Origin of the sequence: Companilactobacillus pabuli (assembly GCF_014058425.1) — a bacterium.
Classification (GTDB): Bacteria; Bacillota; Bacilli; order Lactobacillales; family Lactobacillaceae; genus Companilactobacillus; species Companilactobacillus pabuli.
The window spans coordinates 1,582,387-1,601,111 of sequence record NZ_CP049366.1 but is presented as its reverse complement, the minus strand read 5'-3'; the positions used below and the strand labels follow the sequence as shown (position 1 = coordinate 1,601,111).

Genomic DNA, 18,725 nt, shown 5'->3' with positions numbered 1-18,725 from the left:
ATGAGAATGTTATGTATGTTTGATTTACCTGTTGATACTCCGCAAGAACGTCGTCAATATCGTATTTTCCGTAAAGAACTATTGAGAAATGGTTTCACAATGTTGCAATATTCTGTCTATTATCGTGCGGTTCAAAATCGTGCTGCTGGTAAAAGATATGAAACGGCCATTAAAAGCTTTCTACCCGTACATGGAGAAGTGAGATTAGTTTCGGTCAGTGAGAAGCAATTCAATGATATGCAGATCTTAGTCGGTTCTAGAAGTAATCAGGAAACCATAGTCGGCAGTAAAGAGTTGGTGATCATATGATTTTAAATATTGAATTAGAAAATCAGAAGTTCCTGGAATTGAATTTTGAAAATGAAATTTATATTACTGGAGAAAATCGTCAAAAAATTTGGCAAGTTTTTCGTAGTTTGTATTATTATTTCAACAAAAATCCAAAACTGACAACTAATGTTTATGGAGAGAATAAAATTGAGATTACTTGTGATGATGAAGCTGTTTCAATAAAGAATACTTTGCCGTTTTTTATTCATAATCGAGAAAGTATTTATCAACAAATGCTTTATAAGAAGGACACGCTACTCTTTGATTTCTTGAATAGTTTTGAAAATGATTTAGAGATTGATCGTTCAATTGAGCAACTAAATGATGAGTTATTGAAGATAGAAATTTTGTTACAACAACATCTAGATAATTATTCTAATAATCTTCAAAGTGAATTTTTGAATTTTTCTTATGCGGATTTACTTAAAGCCAAGTTATTTATGGGTTATAAAGAAAACGGATTAGATTATCCATTGGAATTCATGGATACAGAATTATTATTAGATGAGTTTTTGAACTTTTTGAAGTTTCGATTGGAGAATACGGGGCTGCCAGTTTGGTTGATACTTTATAATCTAGATAGTTTTATTAGTTCTAAAGACATTGAGTCACTTTTAATTGAAGTTAAAAAGTTAGTAAGAGAATACGATCTAAAGTTAATTTATTTGGGAAATGATTTGAATAATGTACCGCTTGATGCTAGTGAAATGGATAATGTTGTAATATCTACCAATGAATTTCATCAGTTGTTACCAATTGACGAACTAATAAAGTCGATTCAGTTATATTATCCAAATGATTTGCAGTTATCAAAAGATGAAATTGCACATTCTTTAAAGAGAATTTTTTCTTTGATTGGAAGTACTGAAAAAGTTTTTATATCTAATCAAGATTTGGTATTATTAAAGGTAATGAATGAGATTTTAGGATATGAGACGTCATATGATTTAAGAACTCAATCGTTAACAGATGCAGAAGCCAAATTTTTGGAAGATTAATTGACGGATTAAAATTTTGAATTTGAGGTTTTTGTACCTTAAAGAATTTAAAAACAGTAAAACGGCAATCCTATCATAGTAAAATATTTAATTGTTTTTGTACCTTAAAGAATTTAAAAACAGTAAAACTAAATAAACAAGCGAATTGCTATGAAATCAGTTTTTGTACCTTAAAGAATTTAAAAACAGTAAAACAGTTTCACACCAATAATTAAGAGGTATCGAGTTTTTGTACCTTAAAGAATTTAAAAACAGTAAAACAAAAAATTGCGTGAGTATGGCCTCATTGAAAGTTTTTGTACCTTAAAGAATTTAAAAACAGTAAAACCCTACGTTTAGTTTTAAGATACGCAAAATTGTTTTTGTACCTTAAAGAATTTAAAAACAGTAAAACGTGTATCAATTCCGAATACGATCAAGTATGGTTTTTGTACCTTAAAGAATTTAAAAACAGTAAAACCCATGTTTTTGATTTTACCGGACTCATACCGTTTTTGTACCTTAAAGAATTTAAAAACAGTAAAACCCATGTTTTTGATTTTACCGGACTCATACCGTTTTTGTACCTTAAAGAATTTAAAAACTGTAAAACCTTGCACCCCGTTCAAATTTTTGAGTCAGTGTTTTTGTACCTTAAAGAATTTAAAAACAATAAAACCAAGGAAACTGGCGAAGTGTTGGTAGATAAGTTTTTGTACCTTAAAGGATCGTTTTTGTACCTTAAAAAATTAAAAAACAGTAAAATCAAAAGGCTCTTTGTCAAATCGTATTGATGAATGATTTTGAGCTCATTGAGCATCCTCATCGAGGATGCTCTTTTTCTATGCACAAATCAGTCTTATTCTTTTAATAAAGTGTTCAAGATTTCTAAAGCCATAAGAATTTCTTTTTAGTTTCTTTATCTTTCCAATGGTGCCCTCTAGAGGACCATTGGAATATGGCAATAAGCAACTATTTTTCACATAATTTATGTTTTTTCGTAACGTTGTAATGGCTGTATCCATTGCAGTCCCATTTCTTTTATATCCAGAAGTAGTTTCTTGAAGTAGATTTATGTCATGATATCTTATTGATCTTTGAATACTCTGATAAGTACCATAAGCTTCCTTGAAAATTGGTATTTCATCAGTAGCTATATCGATGACATTTTGAATAGTCGTAAATTCATTTATGCCGACAATAAATTTTATATGAGTATCGTCTACATCTTCCTCTGGAAGATGATATAGACGCCAATCAGATTTCATCGCTTTATATATACGAGATTTTTTATCAGGCAATTTTTTTAAAGAATTGATACGTACTTGATCCAAGGCTCTACTACAAAGTTGAACTATATGAAATCTATCTACGACAATGCGAGCATTGGGGAATATACGATGAACGACTAATTGATAGTTGGCATTTAAGTCGATTGATACGGTTTTTACGGCTTGTCGTTCCGATAAGCTGTAATTATTTATAAAGTGTTCAGTTATTGTTTTAGACAGTCTGTCATGTATCAATTCGACCAACCGATGCGTATCCGCATCGATGGCGATAAATGTAAAAATATTTTTTACGGATCTAAACTCATCAAAACAAAGATTTTCTGGCAAATGCGCACATCTATTAGGAATTTTGGTATTACTATATAAAATCCTACTTACAGTATTGGCTGAAATACCGATGACTTTAGCTATTGATGACAGAGTAAATGATTCTTTAGCCATGGAAAAGATTCTATTCTTAATCTGTTTGGTCATAGTATGATTTTTTATCAATAGATCACTGTGGGCACCGCAGGTGCTTCCACAGTTCCTACACAGGAATCGTTGCTTTCTTAGTACTAGGTGGTACTCGATACCATTAAAGCTAGCTAATCTTGCATTAGTGGTTCTTTTACCATTTTTAACTAGTGTATTCATTCCACATTGAGGGCACCTATGTAAAGAATAAGATAGTTCAGCATTCACCACTTTGATGTGTTTTATAACACCATGTTTTTTTATTTTGGAATCTTTTACTGAAACATTTTTTATATTATTGTCTTTTATGTCTAGCGCACATAGTATAGAATTGTCTTGGGACACCATTGTTCACTCCTGTTTGATTTGGTTTGGTCGCTTAAATCTTAACACGAGAACAGTGATGTTCTTTTTTTATTTCAAAGAGTATAAAAAAAACTGGTATTGATTGTTCATCAATACCAGAAAGTTTAGAACCAATCAAAAAAGACTAGATCAGGTGGAATCTAGTCTTTTTATTTTGAAAAAAATATCATTAAATCTAATAATATTATATATTTTTTAATTAATCTTAACTTTAACCATAAATACCTATTGCCCAAATTAATATTCTCGTTTATGATTATCTCAAAACTTTCCAAGGAAGAGGGATCACTATGAAGGCAATTTTGACAGTAATTGGTCATGATCACGTTGGTATCGTGGCTAAAGTTTCAAATAAGTTGGCTGAATTGAACGTTAATATTATTGATATTTCGCAAACTTTGATGCACGAGAATTTTACAATGATGATGATGGTAACACTCGATAACTCAACTCAATTTGACACGGTTCAAAAAGAGTTAGCTAGTCTTGGTCAAGAAACTGGTTTGGATATTCGCATTCAACGTCAAGAAATTTTCGATGCGATTCAAAAACTTTAGGAGGTCAATGATGGAAACTAATTCGATTTTAGAAACTATCCAGATGGTCTCTGAAGAAAAGCTGGATATTAGAACGATTACCATGGGAATTTCTCTGTTTGACTGTATCGACAGCGATGGTAAAAAGGCTCGTCAAAAAATCTACAACAAATTGACTACTAAAGCTAAGAATTTAGTCAAAGTAGCTAACCAAATTGAAGCTGAATATGGTATTCCCATCGTCAACAAACGTATTTCTGTAACGCCAATTTCTTTGATTGCGGCGGCTTCTGATGATAAGGATTACGTTGAATTTGCCAAAACTATGGATAAGGCAGCGACAGACTTAGGTGTTGACTTGATTGGTGGTTTCTCAGCACTCGTTCAAAAGGGTTATCAATCTGGTGATATCAAGTTGATCAATTCACTACCACAAGCTTTAACTGAAACTAGTCGTGTCTGTGGTTCTGTCAATGTTGGTTCGACTCGTTCCGGAATCAACTTGGATGCCGTTCAAAAGATGGGTACAGTCATCAAAGACCTTGCCAAAGTTGATCCAGTAAATTGTATGAGTTTAGTTGTTTTTGCCAATGCGGTTGAAGATAATCCATTTATGGCAGGAGCTTTCCACGGTGTTGGTGAAGCTGACTGTGTAATCAATGTTGGTATCAGTGGTCCCGGCGTTGTGAAGAATGCTTTGGAAAAAGTTAAGGGTCAACCGATCGATGTTGTTTCTGAAACTATCAAGAAGACGACTTTCAAAGTAACTAGAATGGGTCAATTCGTCGGTAATGTAGCTTCTAAGGCTTTAGGAGTACCTTTCGGTATCGTAGACTTGTCTCTAGCTCCAACGCCTAATGAAGGAGATTCTGTAGCCGAGATTCTTGAAGAAATCGGTTTGGAAAGTGTCGGAGCTCCGGGAACAACTGCCGCTTTGGCTTTGTTAAATGATGCAGTTAAAAAGGGTGGCGTCATGGCTTGCGAACACGTTGGCGGTTTGTCTGGTGCCTTCATCCCTGTTTCTGAAGATGCTGAAATGATTCGTGCCGTAACGGGTGGTCATTTGAACATCGAAAAACTCGAAGCAATGACAGCTGTTTGTTCAGTTGGTTTGGACATGATTGCTATCCCAGGTGACACGACTGCGGAAACTATCAGTGGTATGATTGCCGACGAAGCTGCTATTGGTGTTATCAACAATAAGACAACAGCGGTAAGAATTATTCCAGCTACTGGCAAAAGAGTCGGTGACGAAGTTGAATTTGGCGGCTTGTTTGGAAAAGCTCCCGTCATGGCAGTTAATACCAATTCACCAGCTGATTTCATTCATCGTGGTGGTCGAATTCCTGCACCAATTCATTCATTTAAAAATTAAGTTGAGAAATATCGGTCTAGTCACCGGTATTTTTTTATTGCCATAGATATTTTTTTAGAACTATAATGCAATTGTAGAGAATTATTTAATCAAATCACTTAAAAAAAATCACTAAGTATGGTACAAAATAGGGGAGGTGTATTAATGAAAACTAAAACTAAAGTTTCATACGTGGTTTTAAAGTATGACGATCAAACTGATGGTATTTACATGAATTCCAGCAGTAAAATAACACCAGGCTTTGGGCTACCAGAGTACGAGTATCACAGCCCGAATGACTCTTTGGCAGATATTGCCGATGACTTAGCACAACGCTTAAATTTCCCTTACTTCAAAATTGAAGCAAGTCACGTTTTTGTGCCTTTTTTGACCGTTTACAATGAAAATGAAACTAAGATTTACCATTACGTTGCCGTAGTATTTGAATCAATGCGCGATGAATTTTCATCCCGTCGAGATGAATCGTGGCATCGTGTGAAATTAGATCAAAAGACTCAGAAATGGTCCTTGCCTTTTGGAAATGGTCTAATTGATTCAAATGACTACCAATTTAAAAATTATGCGAAGAACGGCTATGCGGCTAATCCCAAATTGAACCCCGAGATCACTTTTTCAAATGTCATGCATTATGTTGAACAAGAAACATTGGATTTTCCAATTCTTGGTTTAATGTCAGGCGATAAGTTCACAATGAGACAAGTCTTGCATTATCAAGATTTGTTAGGCATTGAAACTTTAAAAGCAGGCAATAACATGACTTTTGAACATCAATATTCACAATCGATTCAGACAATTAAAGATGACCGGATGACCACGTCTTATCGCATTAAAAAAGAGTATTTACAAAAATAACGCTGAGAAATTAATCTCAACGTTATTTTTTTACTTGTATTTTTCTTCCAAACTGCTCATCCACAAGGCTAATAGACAGCCTAAGATAAAGAATCCGATACTTAAGATCCAATCCAGACCTGTAGCGCCAACGTAAGAAATACTTTCTGTCGAGTAAGGACTAGGGATTAAAATCAAAACAGTACTAGCTAAAACGATACCGAGAATAAAATGATAAACTCGGGAATGATGATGTTTGATCAGACTTTCCATAGCTTTTGAGAAGGTCAAAATAGAGATGATTCCACCAATAGCAATCGGAATGAAGACTAGTGGGTCAAAACTCTTGAAACCTTGTAGCATTGGCGTGTATAAACCTAAGATTATCAATAAGTTTGAAGGGCTCAATCCTGGTACCAAAACACCCAGAGCAATCAAAGCCCCAGCGATAATGAAGCCAAAGAAGTTAGCCGGGATAGTTCCAAAAATTTCACTCATGAAGAACAAGAACAGTCCACCACCAATAAACATTGAAAAGAACCAAATAATATCGATTTTGTCACGGTTAGTTCGGGAAGTAGACTCCTTGATCAAAGTAGGTAACGTCCCGATAATAGTTCCAGCAAATCCCCAAAGTACGATCATTTGATAATGAGCTAGTAAGTATTCTAAGGGTTTAGAAAGAACACCAATTCCGACAATACCACCGATACCAATTGGCAAGAAGTATAAGAAGTCTCGCTTGAAGTTTTGTCTAACGTGAGCCATGAAACTAAGCAATCTTTCATAAATTCCCATGATAGCAGCCAGCACGCCACCAGAAACCCCCGGCAAGATGAATCCCAAAGCAATAATGACACCTTTGAAAAATCTAATTAAAAAATTATCTCGTTTTATTGTTAGATACCTCGTTTTTTAATTTCGTTTAATCAAAGTTATCAAATTTCTAGGTAATAGGCAATAGAAATCGTTGGATGAAACATGCCGTCGTCCGCAAGAATCCTGTGGCTGGCTGGAACATGGCTGACACGATTTTGAGCTTTTGCATGGCCCCAAAGACGCAAAATCTCAAAACTCGGTCTTTACCTAAGCGATAAATCGCTAAGGAAAATTTAGCCATTGAGCCGCCACAGGATTCTTGCTACCGCCTAAATTTCACGTTCTATTTAGATAGAATCAGACACATACTATTTTGAATAGCTATTCTATTTCTTTGTAGTACTACATAAATAAAAAAAGAAGATACTATTAGAACTACAGCAGTGTACTGCAATTCTAGTAATATCTTCTATTAATTTTCTGAAGTCGTTTATATAAAGATAGAAATCACTATCTAGCCAGTACCGAACGGACGACGGAAAGAAAAAACATACTAACTATTAAAATCTTCCAATTCAATTGACTTTTTGGTCCATTCTTCCTCGATTTCATCTTGTTTAGCTTTATTCTCATCGAGTTCTTTTTGTAAATCGGCCAACTTACTGTAAGAAGTTAAGTTTTCATCTTTAGTCATTTCTTTTTGAATGGCCGCATTCTTTTCTTCTAATTCAGCAATTTGATTTTCTAAATCTTCAACTTGACGACGTAATTTACGCTCTTGTTTTTGTTGTTCTTTAGATTGTTGATACTCCATCTTCTTTTCACTAACTGAAGGAGTTGCTTTAGTTTCTTCAACAACTGGCTTGTCGGAAGTTTTTTCAACATAGTAGTCGTAATCACCAAGATAAATCTTACTACCATGTTCACCAATATCGACGATACGGTTAGCTAATGTGTTCAAAAGGTAACGGTCGTGGGATACGAAGAGAACTGTTCCTGGGAATTCCTTCAAGGCGTCTTCAAGAACTTCTTTACTGTCGATGTCCAAGTGGTTAGTGGGCTCATCCATGATTAGGAAGTTGTCGTGTTCCATAGATAATTTGGTCAAAGTCAAACGGGCTTTTTCACCACCGGATAAACCAGCAATAGGCTTTAGAACGTCATCGCCACTGAACAAGAAAGCTCCTAATTTCTTACGGATAATTTGTTCATCAAGTCTTGGGTATAGGTCCCAGATTTCGTGCAAGACGTCTTTTTTAGGATCGAGTCCTTTTAGATTCTGGTCATAGTAGCCGACTTGAACATTGGCACCAAATTGGGATGTTCCTTTGATCATTGGAATTTTTCCGAGAATTGATTTCAAGAAAGTTGACTTACCGATACCGTTAGGTCCGATGATACCAACACGTTCACCTTTTTTGACGTCCAAATTGATTGGTTCAGACATAATGTGGTCATCGTAGCCAATAGCAGCATCTTTGACCAAAAGTACGTCATTACCACTTTCTTTGTCAATCTCAAAAGAGAAGTGAACTGAACCTTGATCACTACCAGGACGATCCAAAACATCCATGTGTTCGAGTTTTTTACGACGACTTTGAGCCATCTTAGTAGTTGAAGCACGGACAATATTTTTTTGGATATATTCTTCGGTCCGTTTAATCTCGGCTTGTTGTTCTTCGTAATGTTTCCAAGCAACTTCTTGATTTTTCTTCTTTTCTTGCAAGTAGAAAGTATAGTTACCAGAGTAGTGGGTTGAAGAGTGTTGATTGATTTCAACAATTTCATTAACTACTTTGTCCAAGAAGTACTGATCATGAGAAACGATTACTAAAGCGCCCTTATAGCCTTTTAGATAGTTTTCTAACCATTCGACAGTGTTGATATCCAAATGGTTAGTTGGTTCATCCAATAGTAAAATATCGTGGTGTTCCAAAAGCATTTTAGCCATTGCCAAACGAGATCTTTCCCCACCAGATAGGGTTGAAATCTCATCTTGCCAAACATCTTCATCAAAGCCGAATCCTTTGAGGACACTTCTGATTTCTGATTGATAGCTATAGCCATTTTCTTGACGGAAGGTATTTTGGAGTTGATCGTATTGTTTCAAAATATCGTCATAGTTGTCGACATTCGGATTGGCCAATTTTTCTTCCAAAGCGCGCATCTTTTTTTCCTGAGCTTTGAGGTAATCAAAGACGTGCTCCAATTCATCGAAAATTTTATTGTCGTTATTTAATCCTGAATCCTGAGCTAAGTAGCCAATATTGGTATCTTTTTTGAGTGCAATATTGCCACTGTTATAGCTCTCCTGATCAGAGATGATTTTTAATAGGGTAGATTTTCCTACACCATTGCGACCAACGAGGCCGATGCGACTATTGTCTTGAATTTCGAAACTGACATTTGAAAAAAGTTTTTTAGTTCCAAAATTTTTGGTAATGTTTTGTGCTTGTAATAAAATCAAGTTGATTGCTCCTTTATCATATTCACAATTTTATCATTAATTAATAATTTATGTCTTTATAGGTTTAACGTGTTGCGTTTTTTGTGATTTTTATTTAGTATAAATGTTAGTGAAATGACACACATATGGTGGTAAATTATGACAAAAACAACAGTTCCAAACGCAACAATAAAGCGTTTACCAATTTATTATCGTTACTTCCAATTTCTCAAAGATGAGGGTACAAAAAAAATCTCCTCTGGTGAATTATCAGAAGGGGTTAAGATTGATAGTGCTACAATTAGACGTGACTTCTCATATCTAGGTGCACTTGGCAAGCGTGGTTATGGCTACGATGTAAACGATTTAGTAACGTTCTTTAAGAAGTTATTGAATCAAGACAAACGTACCAACGTCGCTTTAGTTGGAGTCGGTAATTTAGGTAACGCCTTACTAAATTATAACTTTTCTCGGACAAATAATGTTCGAATTGCGGCAGCTTTTGATATTAATAAAGAAATTGTCGGTACAGTTAAGAGTGGTGTTCCAGTTTACGATATTAGTGAACTAAAAGAACAACTTCACTTACAACAGATCGATGTCTGCATTTTGACAGTTTCTTCAAACGCTGCGCAAACGACAGCCGACTTGTTAGCTGATGCTGGAGTTCGTGGAATCTTGAACTTTACACCGGTCATCATCAACGTGCCAAGCAGTATTCGTGTGCACTATGTTGATTTGGCAAACGAATTGCAAACGTTGATCTTCTTCTTAGACCGTGACAAGTCAGCGACTGAAGAAATAGAATAAATTTTTGGGGGAATTTTTTTATGAGTGAACCATTATTTTTAAAACCCGTCTTTCATGAGAAACTCTGGGGTGGAAGAAAATTAGAAACAGAATTTGGTTACAACATTCCTGATGGAACAATTGGTGAATGCTGGGCAATTTCTGGACATCCACATGGTAAAGAACAAGTCGTAAATGGTGAATTTGCTGGTCAAATCTTTGCTGATCTATGGAATGACCACAAGGAATTATTCGGTAATCCTAAGGGCAAAGTATTTCCACTTCTAACTAAAATTTTGGATGCAAATGCTAGCCTATCAGTTCAAGTTCATCCTGACAATGAATATGCTGAAAAGCACGAACACGAACTAGGTAAAACAGAATGCTGGTACATCATTGATGCTGAACCAGGTTCATACTTGATTTACGGTCACAATGCTAAGAACAAGGCAGAACTTGACCAAATGATCGAATCAGGCGACTGGGATCACTTATTAAGAAAAGTTCCTGTTAAGAAAGGTGAATTCTACTACGTACCAAGTGGTACAGTTCACGCTTTGAACAAAGGTATCATGGTCTTAGAAACACAACAAAGTAGTGATACAACTTACCGTTTGTATGACTATGACCGTGTTGACAAGACTACTGGCAAGAAACGTGATCTTCACATCAAACAATCAGAAGACACAATCACAGTACCTCACAAAGATCCAAAACTAGACATTCAATCAAAAGAAGTTGGCAAGAACAAGTTTACAACCTTCGTTCAACCACCAATTTCACCATTCTTCTCAGTTTATCACTGGGAAATCAAAGAACCGGTTCAATTGCACCACCAAATTGGTAAGTACACATTGATCTCAGTTCTAAACGGTGAAGGTAAGATCACTGCTGATGGTAAAGACTATGACTTGAAGAAAGGTACACACTTGATTGTTCCTGCAACAATTAAAGAATGGACCTTGTCTGGTGATTTGGATATCATCGCTTCAGAATCTGGTGAAGACTAAACTAACTATTTTGAGGGATGTTACGCTGCCGTCGTCCGTTCGGTCCTGGAAAACGCTGGAACGCTGCCGACACAACTTGAAGCCAATTCCAAAATCGGGAATTGTCTCCAAGATTGGTCTTGTCCTAAGCAATAAATCGCTAAGGACAATTTGGCGGCTGAGCATTTTCCAGGACCTCGCTCTCGACTAGATTATGGTTTCTATCTTTATATAAATTGCTTCAGAAAATTAATAGAGGATATTGTTAGAATTACTGTATATTGCCGTATTCTAATGATGTCCTTTTTTGTTTTATTTATGTAAAGAATAAAGAAATAGAGCTGTTCTTTAGGGAGTATGTGTCTAATTCTATCTAAATAGAAATTGAAATCTAGTCGGTAGCGAAAATCCTGTGGCGGCTCAATAGCCAAATTATTCTAAGCAACTTGTTGCTTAGAATAAGGCCGAGTTTTGAGATTTTGCGCACTTGGTTTATGCAAAAGCTCAAAATTGCGTCGGCTATGTTCCAGCCAGCCACAGGATTTTTGCGGACGACGGCATCCTTAACTAAAAAAATAAATCCGTATATTTTTCTTCAAAAAATCTAAAATTAAACTAAAACTAGAACATTAAACTACTATTAAAATAAAATAGTTCGTCCTTAAAATCAAAATGAAAAAACTTTTAATTTGGAATCGCTAACATTTTCCATTTTGATAAAAAGTCTTCTATAATTAAAAATAAGCTTACTTAAAGGGGACTTAAAATTGCAAAAGCAAAAGTTTTTCCGGATAAGCTTAGGTTGGCAAATCATCATTGGTTTGATCCTAGGTATTATCTTGGGGCAGTTATTCTATCAGAATAAGGCTGCCATTCAAGTCATGCAAAACATTGGTACGATGTTTATTTCCATGATTCAAATGATTGTTTTACCAATCGTTATATCCTGTTTGACCGTTGGTATCGCCAATATGGGTGATATTAAGAAACTTGGTCGAATCGGATTAAAAACTTTAATCTATTTCGAAATTATGACAACAATAGCGATTATTATTGGTATTATCGTCGCTAATGTTACTCATCCCGGTACCTTTATCGATATTCATAGTCTAAAAGGTTCGGATATTAGTCAATATACTGCGACGGCTAAAACAGCCAAACATTCGGGTATTTGGTCAATCTTGATGAGTATCATTCCAACCAATATCTTTGCCTCGCTTGGAAAAGGCGATATGTTGCCAATTATCTTCTTCTCCGTATTGTTCGGATTAGGAACAGCTTCAATTGGCAAACAAGGTAAAGTTATCGTTGATGTTTTAAACGCTGTAGCTAACGTTATGTTCAAAGTAACCAACTGGGTTATGCGTTTAGCTCCAATTGGTGTCTGTGCTTTGATCGGTGTCACAGTTGGTGAAATGGGCTTTAATTCCCTTAAACCACTACTATTATTCATTGTGATTGCTTATGCAACAATGGCATTTTTCGTCTTTGTTGTTATGGCAGCTGTGGGACATTTGTTCCACGTTAAATTTTATGAAATGTTCAGAATTATTGAAAATGAAGTTACTTTAGCTTTCACGACTGCTAGTTCGGAAGCTGCTCTACCTAAGATGATGGAAAAAATGCAAGATTATGGTTCTTCTAAAGGAATCGTTTCGTTCGTTATTCCAACTGGTTATACTTTTAACCTTGATGGTTCAGCCATTTATCAATCATTGGCCGCTTTATTCTTGGCTCAAGCTTACAACATCAATTTAACTCTTGGGCAACAAATTACCCTTGTAGTAGTATTGATGTTAACATCTAAGGGGATGGCCGGAGTACCAGGTGCATCATTTGTCGTGCTACTAGCCACAGTTTCGACAATCGGTGTCCCAATGCAAGGCTTGACCTTCATCGCTGGTATTGACCGTCTCGTAGATATGGGACGTACTGCTGTTAACGTTGTTGGTAATTCACTAGCAACTGTTATCATTGCTAAGAGCGAGCATGAGTTCGATGAGGACAAGAGAGAGAAGTATGTCGCATCCTACAAGCGTGGAGACTAGATTTTCCATGTAGTAAGAAACAAACGATTTAAACACACGTAAATAGCCTACCGATAATTTTTATAATTACCGATAGGCTATTTTTTTAGGCAATACTCATGGTCAAAACAATGGCATTCATAATGATATGACTACCAGCGCTGACGTAAATATTTTTTGACTTGTAATAAATAAAAGCAAACCACAATCCCATTGCGACATAAACTAAGAATCTCGTATCTTGATGCATAAAAGCAAAGATAATAGCGGAAATAATTGCAGCAATATAGACGTTAGTAGGTTTGATCAAGTTGGCAAAGAACACTCTTCTGAAGATGATTTCTTCCATGATTGGAGCAGCAATCATTACATAAAGGAAATAGTAAGGATATTCTTTGACCATCAATAACAAACCAATCGTATTTTGCGAATTAGTGCTGGCATGGAAAACTAGTTGGTCTAAAAAGCCGATACCGAATTGAACAACGATGGCACCGATTGTACCTAAAATGATCCACTGTAAATCGTGATTGAGGTCAGATTTTTTTTCAAAAGCTAATGGACCACCTAATTTAACTAAGTAGATCATCACACCAGTTGCAATAAGTGAACCTAGTGTAATAGTGAGAAAATACGCTGAGCCCGTGATAGAGAGCATCGATAGGACTGTCCCTAACGATAACAATAGAATGTAGGTCAACAGCGTGAAGAACTGATTTTTTTGGTAAGACATGATTCCCTCCGAATTTTTTAAAGGTAAATACTTGCAACTTCACAATATAATGTTAATATAAAACTTGTGATTAGCACAAGAGATGTTTGAGTGCTAAAAAAGTTAAACAAACGTAGAATTACTATATTGGAGGTATTTAAATTGTTAAAACCACTTGGAGATAGAGTCATTGTAACAGTCGATAAAGAAGAAGAAAAGACAGTCGGTGGTATTGTTTTAGCTAACAATGCTAAAGAAAAGCCACAAACTGCTGAAGTTGTTGCTGTCGGTGCTGGATTAGTTACTGATGATGGCAAGACAGTACCTATGAACGTTAAGAAGGGTGACAAAGTTCTTTTTGACAAGTATGCAGGCTCAACAGTTAAGTACGAAGACAATGAATATTTAATCCTTCATGAAAAAGATATCATGGCAATCGTTGACTAATAAAAGTACTTTTAGATAAATTTTTACAGAAAATGGAGTGTGGAATTTAATGGCAAAACAAATTAAGTTTTCAGAAGATGCACGTTCAAAGATGATGGACGGTGTTAACAAATTAGCTGACACAGTTAAGACAACAATTGGACCTAAGGGTAGAAACGTTGTTCTTGAAAAGAGCTACGGTTCACCAGAAATCACAAACGATGGTGTTACAATCGCTAAGAGCATTGAACTAGAAGACCACTTTGAAAACATGGGTGCAAAATTAGTTTCTGAAGTAGCCTCAAAGACAAATGATATTGCCGGTGACGGTACTACTACAGCTACTGTTTTGACACAAGCAATCGTTAAAGAAGGTATGAAGAACGTTACAGCCGGTGCTAACCCTGTTGGTATCAGAACTGGTATCGAAAAGGCTACAAACGCTGCTGTTGATGAACTTCACAAGATTTCACACAAGGTTTCAGGTAAGAGCGATATTGCTCAAGTAGCTTCAGTTTCATCAGCTAGTGAAGAAACAGGTAAGTTAATCGCTGACGCTATGGAAAAAGTTGGTAACGATGGTGTTATCACAATTGAAGAATCAAAGGGTATCGATACAACTCTAGACGTTGTTGAAGGTATGCAATTTGATCGTGGATACATTTCACAATACATGGTTACAGATAACGACAAGATGGAAGCTGACCTTGACAATCCTTACATCTTGATCACAGACAAGAAGATTTCAAACATCCAAGATATCTTGCCATTACTACAAAAGATCGTTCAACAAGGTAAGTCACTACTTATCATCGCTGATGATATTGAAGGTGAAGCATTACCAACACTTGTTTTGAACAAGATCCGTGGTACATTCAACGTTGTTGCTGTTAAGGCTCCTGGCTTTGGTGACCGTCGTAAGGCTCAACTAGAAGATATTGCTACATTAACTGGTGGTACAGTTATTACTTCTGACCTTGGTCTTGAACTAAAAGACACAACAATGGATCAATTAGGTCAAGCTGGTAAAGTTACAGTTACAAAGGACAACACAACAATTGTTGAAGGTTCAGGTAACAAGGACGCTATCAATGAACGTGTTGACTTGATCAAGAAGCAAATTGCTGAAACAACTTCAGACTTTGACAAGGAAAAGTTACAAGAACGTCTAGCTAAATTAGCTGGTGGTGTTGCTGTTGTTAAAGTTGGTGCTGCTACTGAAACAGAACTAAAAGAACGTAAATACAGAATTGAAGATGCTCTAAACGCTACACGTGCCGCTGTTGAAGAAGGCTACGTTGCTGGTGGTGGTACAGCTTTGATGAACGTATTAGACAAAGTTACTGCTTTGAAGGCTGAAGGCGACATTCAAACAGGTATTAACATTGTTGCCCGTGCTTTGGAGGAACCATTACGTCAAATCGCTGAAAATGCTGGTTTTGAAGGTTCAGTTATCGTTGAACACATCAAGGATCAAGAAAACGAAATTGGTTTCAACGCTGCTACTGACAAGTGGGAAAACATGGTTGATGCCGGAATTATCGACCCAACTAAGGTAACACGTTCAGCACTACAAAACGCTGCCAGTGTTGCATCACTATTGTTGACAACAGAAGCAGTTGTTGCTGACAAGCCAGAACCAAAGGATAACAATGCTGCACCTGCTGCTGGTAACCCTGCTGCCGGTGGTATGGGCGGTATGATGTAATTTATCCCCTTAATAAATAATAATTATAAAAGCGCTAGTAGATTTCTCTACTAACGCTTTTTTTGTACCTTATTCAATTGGTGTATCAGCAATCGTCCAGGTTACTTGACCAGTATACTTACCAGATTTTGCTGTGCTAGGAACTCTTAATTTCCATTTATCTAAACCGACATATTTAGTCAGATCCAGTGGTTCATCTGAGCCGACGAATTCTTGATTATTGATGGGAATTCCGGTTGGGGATAGTGGTTCCCAATCATCAGGCTCTTCAATCGAATTGTTATCGAGCAATAATGATAAACCATCGTCTTGAATCAATTTGTCGTCTCCATTGGCTAAAGCTTGATCACTATTGTTATCGTAGCTAACCAAAACTTGATATGGGGTTTCAGCACTGTGACTGACGATGAGGTTTCCTTTAGTTTGCTTATTTGTCAGCATCTTTTCAGTGCCGGTGGAGTTGATGCTGCCGAAATCAATCAATTCAGGGACCTCGATAAAGGAGGTTGTTGGAACAGGGGGATGAACATGAATGGAGATGGTGTCTGAAGGACCAATGCTTAAAGTTTTATTATTGACATCTTTTACATCTTCCATAGTACTGCTGTTAAGGATTGTTTCTTCTGTTGAACTGTTTACTTGGATTCTATAAACAAATGTATTCGGTTGGCCAGCAGGTGTATTTGCTGTGTACAGACCACTTTGAATAGCATCTTGAGCGAGTACGCCATTCATGTAAACACTACTAGAGATTAATGATAGTTTATCTTCTTCATTGTTTAAAAAATCACCATTGTCATCGAGAGCTTTATTTTTATATTTAGCATTTTGGGCTGTCCATACACTAGCTGTGAAAACAGACTTGATTTCAAGCTGATCTCCAGTAGTAGCATCTACACTATCGGAGAAATCACTGTTAGGATCAGCAGTAACGTTACGTACTTGGTGAGTAAAATCGTAGGCGTAGTCTGGTGTTTCAATCGGGATGTCAACACTATCTTCATAGGTTCTGGTGTCACTAAAACCTTTATTGTAACCAGTGAATTGAACCGTATTAGTGATTTTTCCATTAGTTGCATAAACAGGGGCTTTGTTATTAATAGTTGCGTCAAATTCATAAGTTGCGGTTGCACCATCAGTAACACCAGCATTGGGATTATAATCAATCCCAGTTCCACTTTCATTTACTAGAGCGCTATTAGGATCGATAGTTAATCCAGTTGGCAAGTCATCTTTAATTTTAGAAATTATCCAATTAGAACCGTAACCGTCATTTCTTACTGATAGAGTAAAGTGTAATTTATCGCCTACATTGTTAGTTCCATCTTTAGAAGTTAAGTTCTTGTAGGTTTTTTTAACAGTTGGAATGGCATAAGGTTTAACAGTCGCACCGATATTTGAGACGAATTTCGCTACGCTTCCTGGTGCAAGAGTTGTATAAGGCCATCTTAAAATGTATGAAGTATCCTGTTTTCCACTACCATCAATAATTTTGTATTCTTGACCAGAAGTGCTTTTTCCTATCAATAAATTTTGATCAGCTTTAGCATTAGTATCACCGTCTAAGCTGGAAGAATGATTATCATCTGTTACTACGGGGAGTTTTGGAGAAGAAATATCATATTTATTGGGATCTTTCCCTTTAATGCTCCAGTTATCTGGATTTGCTAGAACTCTACCCATGAAATCTTTAAATCCACCATCTATGTTGTTAGTGATGAATAGTTTTGATTCAGAATTTGTTAAACCACTTTCAATGTATAAACCTAAACCACCACCGATGGCAAACATAGGAACGTTGTCAACTGAGCTATTGTCATCGTTATCGGGATTCAAACCAGTATCTTCACCATAAAATGTTTGAAACTTAGCTACTGAATTTTCAGCGTTGTAAACATATAATTCACGTTGGACGACGGGAGAACCGCTTGGAGATGGTCTCAATACAATTTCAAAGTAGACATTTTTTTTGTTAAAATATCCAACTAGTTTAAATACTTTTCTTTCGTTTTTATCATTAGCTGTATAAAATAATTTGTACGTCTTATAAGAAGAGTCTATCTGGCTTGCATTAGTTAGAAGATTCATACTGTCGTAAAAGGGATTTGAGGTATTACTATTTTCAAGTAACGCAAAATCAATTGATGATATGGAGGCATTCTCTGGGCTACCATTAACATAAGATTTATCACCTTGATGTAAAATGCCATAATACTTTCCATTATCTATTAGAAAGATATTTATTTTTGAGTTTGTAATGTGTGGAATACCGGTACTAAAATCGTATTTACTTTGCAAAGTAATAGTTTTATCACCAGCTTTAACATTTCCGTTTGCATCACGGGCGGCACCAAAAGCGTAACCTAATGAGACGTTACCACCAATGGGAATAAATCCATATTGATTAGTGGCTACGTTATCTACAAGTTTCCAATCATTAATTCCGTCATAATTGCGCATGACTTTTTCTGCTTCTAGTACTTGAGTTTTTGTAATAGCTTCAGCATTAGTAGTATTAAAAGTCAAAATCATCAACAAAACTGTGAAAACTAATAAAAATATCTTGGGAATCGATTGATAACCTTTCATTTTATTTCCCCCGTAGAAATATATTTATATAAAATCTCTCATTCTTGAATATATCTT

The 18,725-nt window shown here is 36.0% G+C and carries 16 protein-coding genes and 1 CRISPR repeat array; of the genes, 10 read left to right on the top strand and 6 right to left on the bottom strand.

Features of this window, described 5'->3' with window-relative positions; translation table 11 throughout:
• The first annotated feature begins 15 nt into the window (after positions 1-15).
• Both cas2 and csn2-St read left to right on the top strand, forming a co-directional pair.
• The gene (gene cas2, locus G6534_RS07745) at positions 16-309 is read left to right on the top strand and encodes a CRISPR-associated endonuclease Cas2 (RefSeq protein WP_182083289.1); all 294 of its coding nucleotides are present in this window, start codon (positions 16-18) and stop codon (positions 307-309) included.
• Entirely contained in the window at positions 306-1,328 is a 1,023-nt protein-coding gene (csn2-St, locus tag G6534_RS07740) for a CRISPR-associated protein Csn2-St (RefSeq protein WP_182082570.1), read from the top strand. Before cas2 ends, csn2-St begins: the two co-directional genes overlap by 4 nt.
• Before the next feature lie 27 nt (positions 1,329-1,355).
• Positions 1,356-2,073: a CRISPR direct-repeat array (repeat unit 36 nt; unit sequence GTTTTTGTACCTTAAAGAATTTAAAAACAGTAAAAC).
• 76 nt (positions 2,074-2,149) lie between these two features.
• Here csn2-St and G6534_RS07735 read toward each other — a convergent pair.
• A complete protein-coding gene (locus tag G6534_RS07735) occupies positions 2,150-3,403 on the bottom strand; it encodes an ISL3 family transposase (RefSeq protein WP_182082569.1) in 1,254 nt (417 codons plus the stop codon).
• A gap of 308 nt (positions 3,404-3,711) precedes the next feature.
• Here G6534_RS07735 and G6534_RS07730 point away from each other — a divergent pair, with 308 nt between their 5' ends.
• The 3 genes from G6534_RS07730 to G6534_RS07720 all read left to right on the top strand — a co-directional run bounded on the left by G6534_RS07730 (position 3,712) and on the right by G6534_RS07720 (position 6,184).
• Positions 3,712-3,978: an ACT domain-containing protein gene (locus G6534_RS07730; RefSeq protein WP_059074249.1), complete on the top strand. Its 267-nt coding sequence runs from the start codon at positions 3,712-3,714 to the stop codon at positions 3,976-3,978.
• 10 nt (positions 3,979-3,988) lie between these two features.
• A complete protein-coding gene (locus G6534_RS07725) occupies positions 3,989-5,332 on the top strand; it encodes a PFL family protein (RefSeq protein WP_059074248.1) in 1,344 nt (447 codons plus the stop codon).
• Between the two features lie 144 nt (positions 5,333-5,476).
• Complete coding sequence (locus G6534_RS07720) at positions 5,477-6,184, top strand: hypothetical protein (RefSeq protein ID WP_059074247.1); 708 nt, start codon at positions 5,477-5,479, stop codon at positions 6,182-6,184.
• A gap of 30 nt (positions 6,185-6,214) precedes the next feature.
• On the opposite strand, the gene G6534_RS07715 is transcribed toward G6534_RS07720, so the two are convergent.
• The 3 genes from G6534_RS07715 to G6534_RS07705 all read right to left on the bottom strand — a co-directional run bounded on the left by G6534_RS07715 (position 6,215) and on the right by G6534_RS07705 (position 9,449).
• A complete protein-coding gene (locus G6534_RS07715; protein ID WP_059074246.1) occupies positions 6,215-7,060 on the bottom strand; it encodes a DUF368 domain-containing protein in 846 nt (281 codons plus the stop codon).
• A gap of 49 nt (positions 7,061-7,109) precedes the next feature.
• Complete coding sequence (locus G6534_RS07710; RefSeq protein ID WP_182082568.1) at positions 7,110-7,283, bottom strand: hypothetical protein; 174 nt, start codon at positions 7,281-7,283, stop codon at positions 7,110-7,112.
• Between the two features lie 252 nt (positions 7,284-7,535).
• Positions 7,536-9,449 (bottom strand): ABC-F family ATP-binding cassette domain-containing protein, encoded by a 1,914-nt coding sequence (locus G6534_RS07705; protein WP_182082567.1) that lies wholly within the window; start codon positions 9,447-9,449, stop codon positions 7,536-7,538.
• Positions 9,450-9,587: 138 nt separating this feature from the next.
• Between G6534_RS07705 and G6534_RS07700 the strand changes: the two genes are divergently transcribed.
• The 3 genes from G6534_RS07700 (at position 9,588) to G6534_RS07690 (ending at position 13,254) form a co-directional block, all read left to right on the top strand.
• A complete protein-coding gene (locus G6534_RS07700; protein ID WP_059074245.1) occupies positions 9,588-10,238 on the top strand; it encodes a redox-sensing transcriptional repressor Rex in 651 nt (216 codons plus the stop codon).
• A 20-nt stretch (positions 10,239-10,258) separates the two neighbouring features.
• Positions 10,259-11,227: a mannose-6-phosphate isomerase, class I gene (gene manA / locus G6534_RS07695; RefSeq protein WP_182082566.1), complete on the top strand. Its 969-nt coding sequence runs from the start codon at positions 10,259-10,261 to the stop codon at positions 11,225-11,227.
• 746 nt (positions 11,228-11,973) lie between these two features.
• The gene (locus tag G6534_RS07690; protein WP_059074243.1) at positions 11,974-13,254 is read left to right on the top strand and encodes a cation:dicarboxylate symporter family transporter; all 1,281 of its coding nucleotides are present in this window, start codon (positions 11,974-11,976) and stop codon (positions 13,252-13,254) included.
• A gap of 85 nt (positions 13,255-13,339) precedes the next feature.
• Here G6534_RS07690 and G6534_RS07685 read toward each other — a convergent pair whose 3' ends face one another.
• Entirely contained in the window at positions 13,340-13,966 is a 627-nt protein-coding gene (locus G6534_RS07685) for a CPBP family intramembrane glutamic endopeptidase (RefSeq protein WP_238788885.1), read from the bottom strand.
• A gap of 141 nt (positions 13,967-14,107) precedes the next feature.
• Here G6534_RS07685 and groES point away from each other — a divergent pair, with 141 nt between their 5' ends.
• Together groES and groL are read left to right on the top strand one after the other, a co-directional pair.
• Positions 14,108-14,392: a co-chaperone GroES gene (groES, locus tag G6534_RS07680; RefSeq protein ID WP_010018718.1), complete on the top strand. Its 285-nt coding sequence runs from the start codon at positions 14,108-14,110 to the stop codon at positions 14,390-14,392.
• Between the two features lie 49 nt (positions 14,393-14,441).
• The gene (groL, locus tag G6534_RS07675; RefSeq protein WP_059074241.1) at positions 14,442-16,079 is read left to right on the top strand and encodes a chaperonin GroEL; all 1,638 of its coding nucleotides are present in this window, start codon (positions 14,442-14,444) and stop codon (positions 16,077-16,079) included.
• Positions 16,080-16,148: 69 nt separating this feature from the next.
• Here the strand turns inward: groL and G6534_RS07670 are convergent, their stop codons facing one another.
• Positions 16,149-18,668 carry an isopeptide-forming domain-containing fimbrial protein gene (locus G6534_RS07670; RefSeq protein WP_059074240.1) on the bottom strand — a complete coding sequence of 840 codons (2,520 nt, stop codon included), beginning with the start codon at positions 18,666-18,668 and terminating at the stop codon, positions 16,149-16,151.
• Between the last annotated feature and the right edge of the window lie 57 nt (positions 18,669-18,725).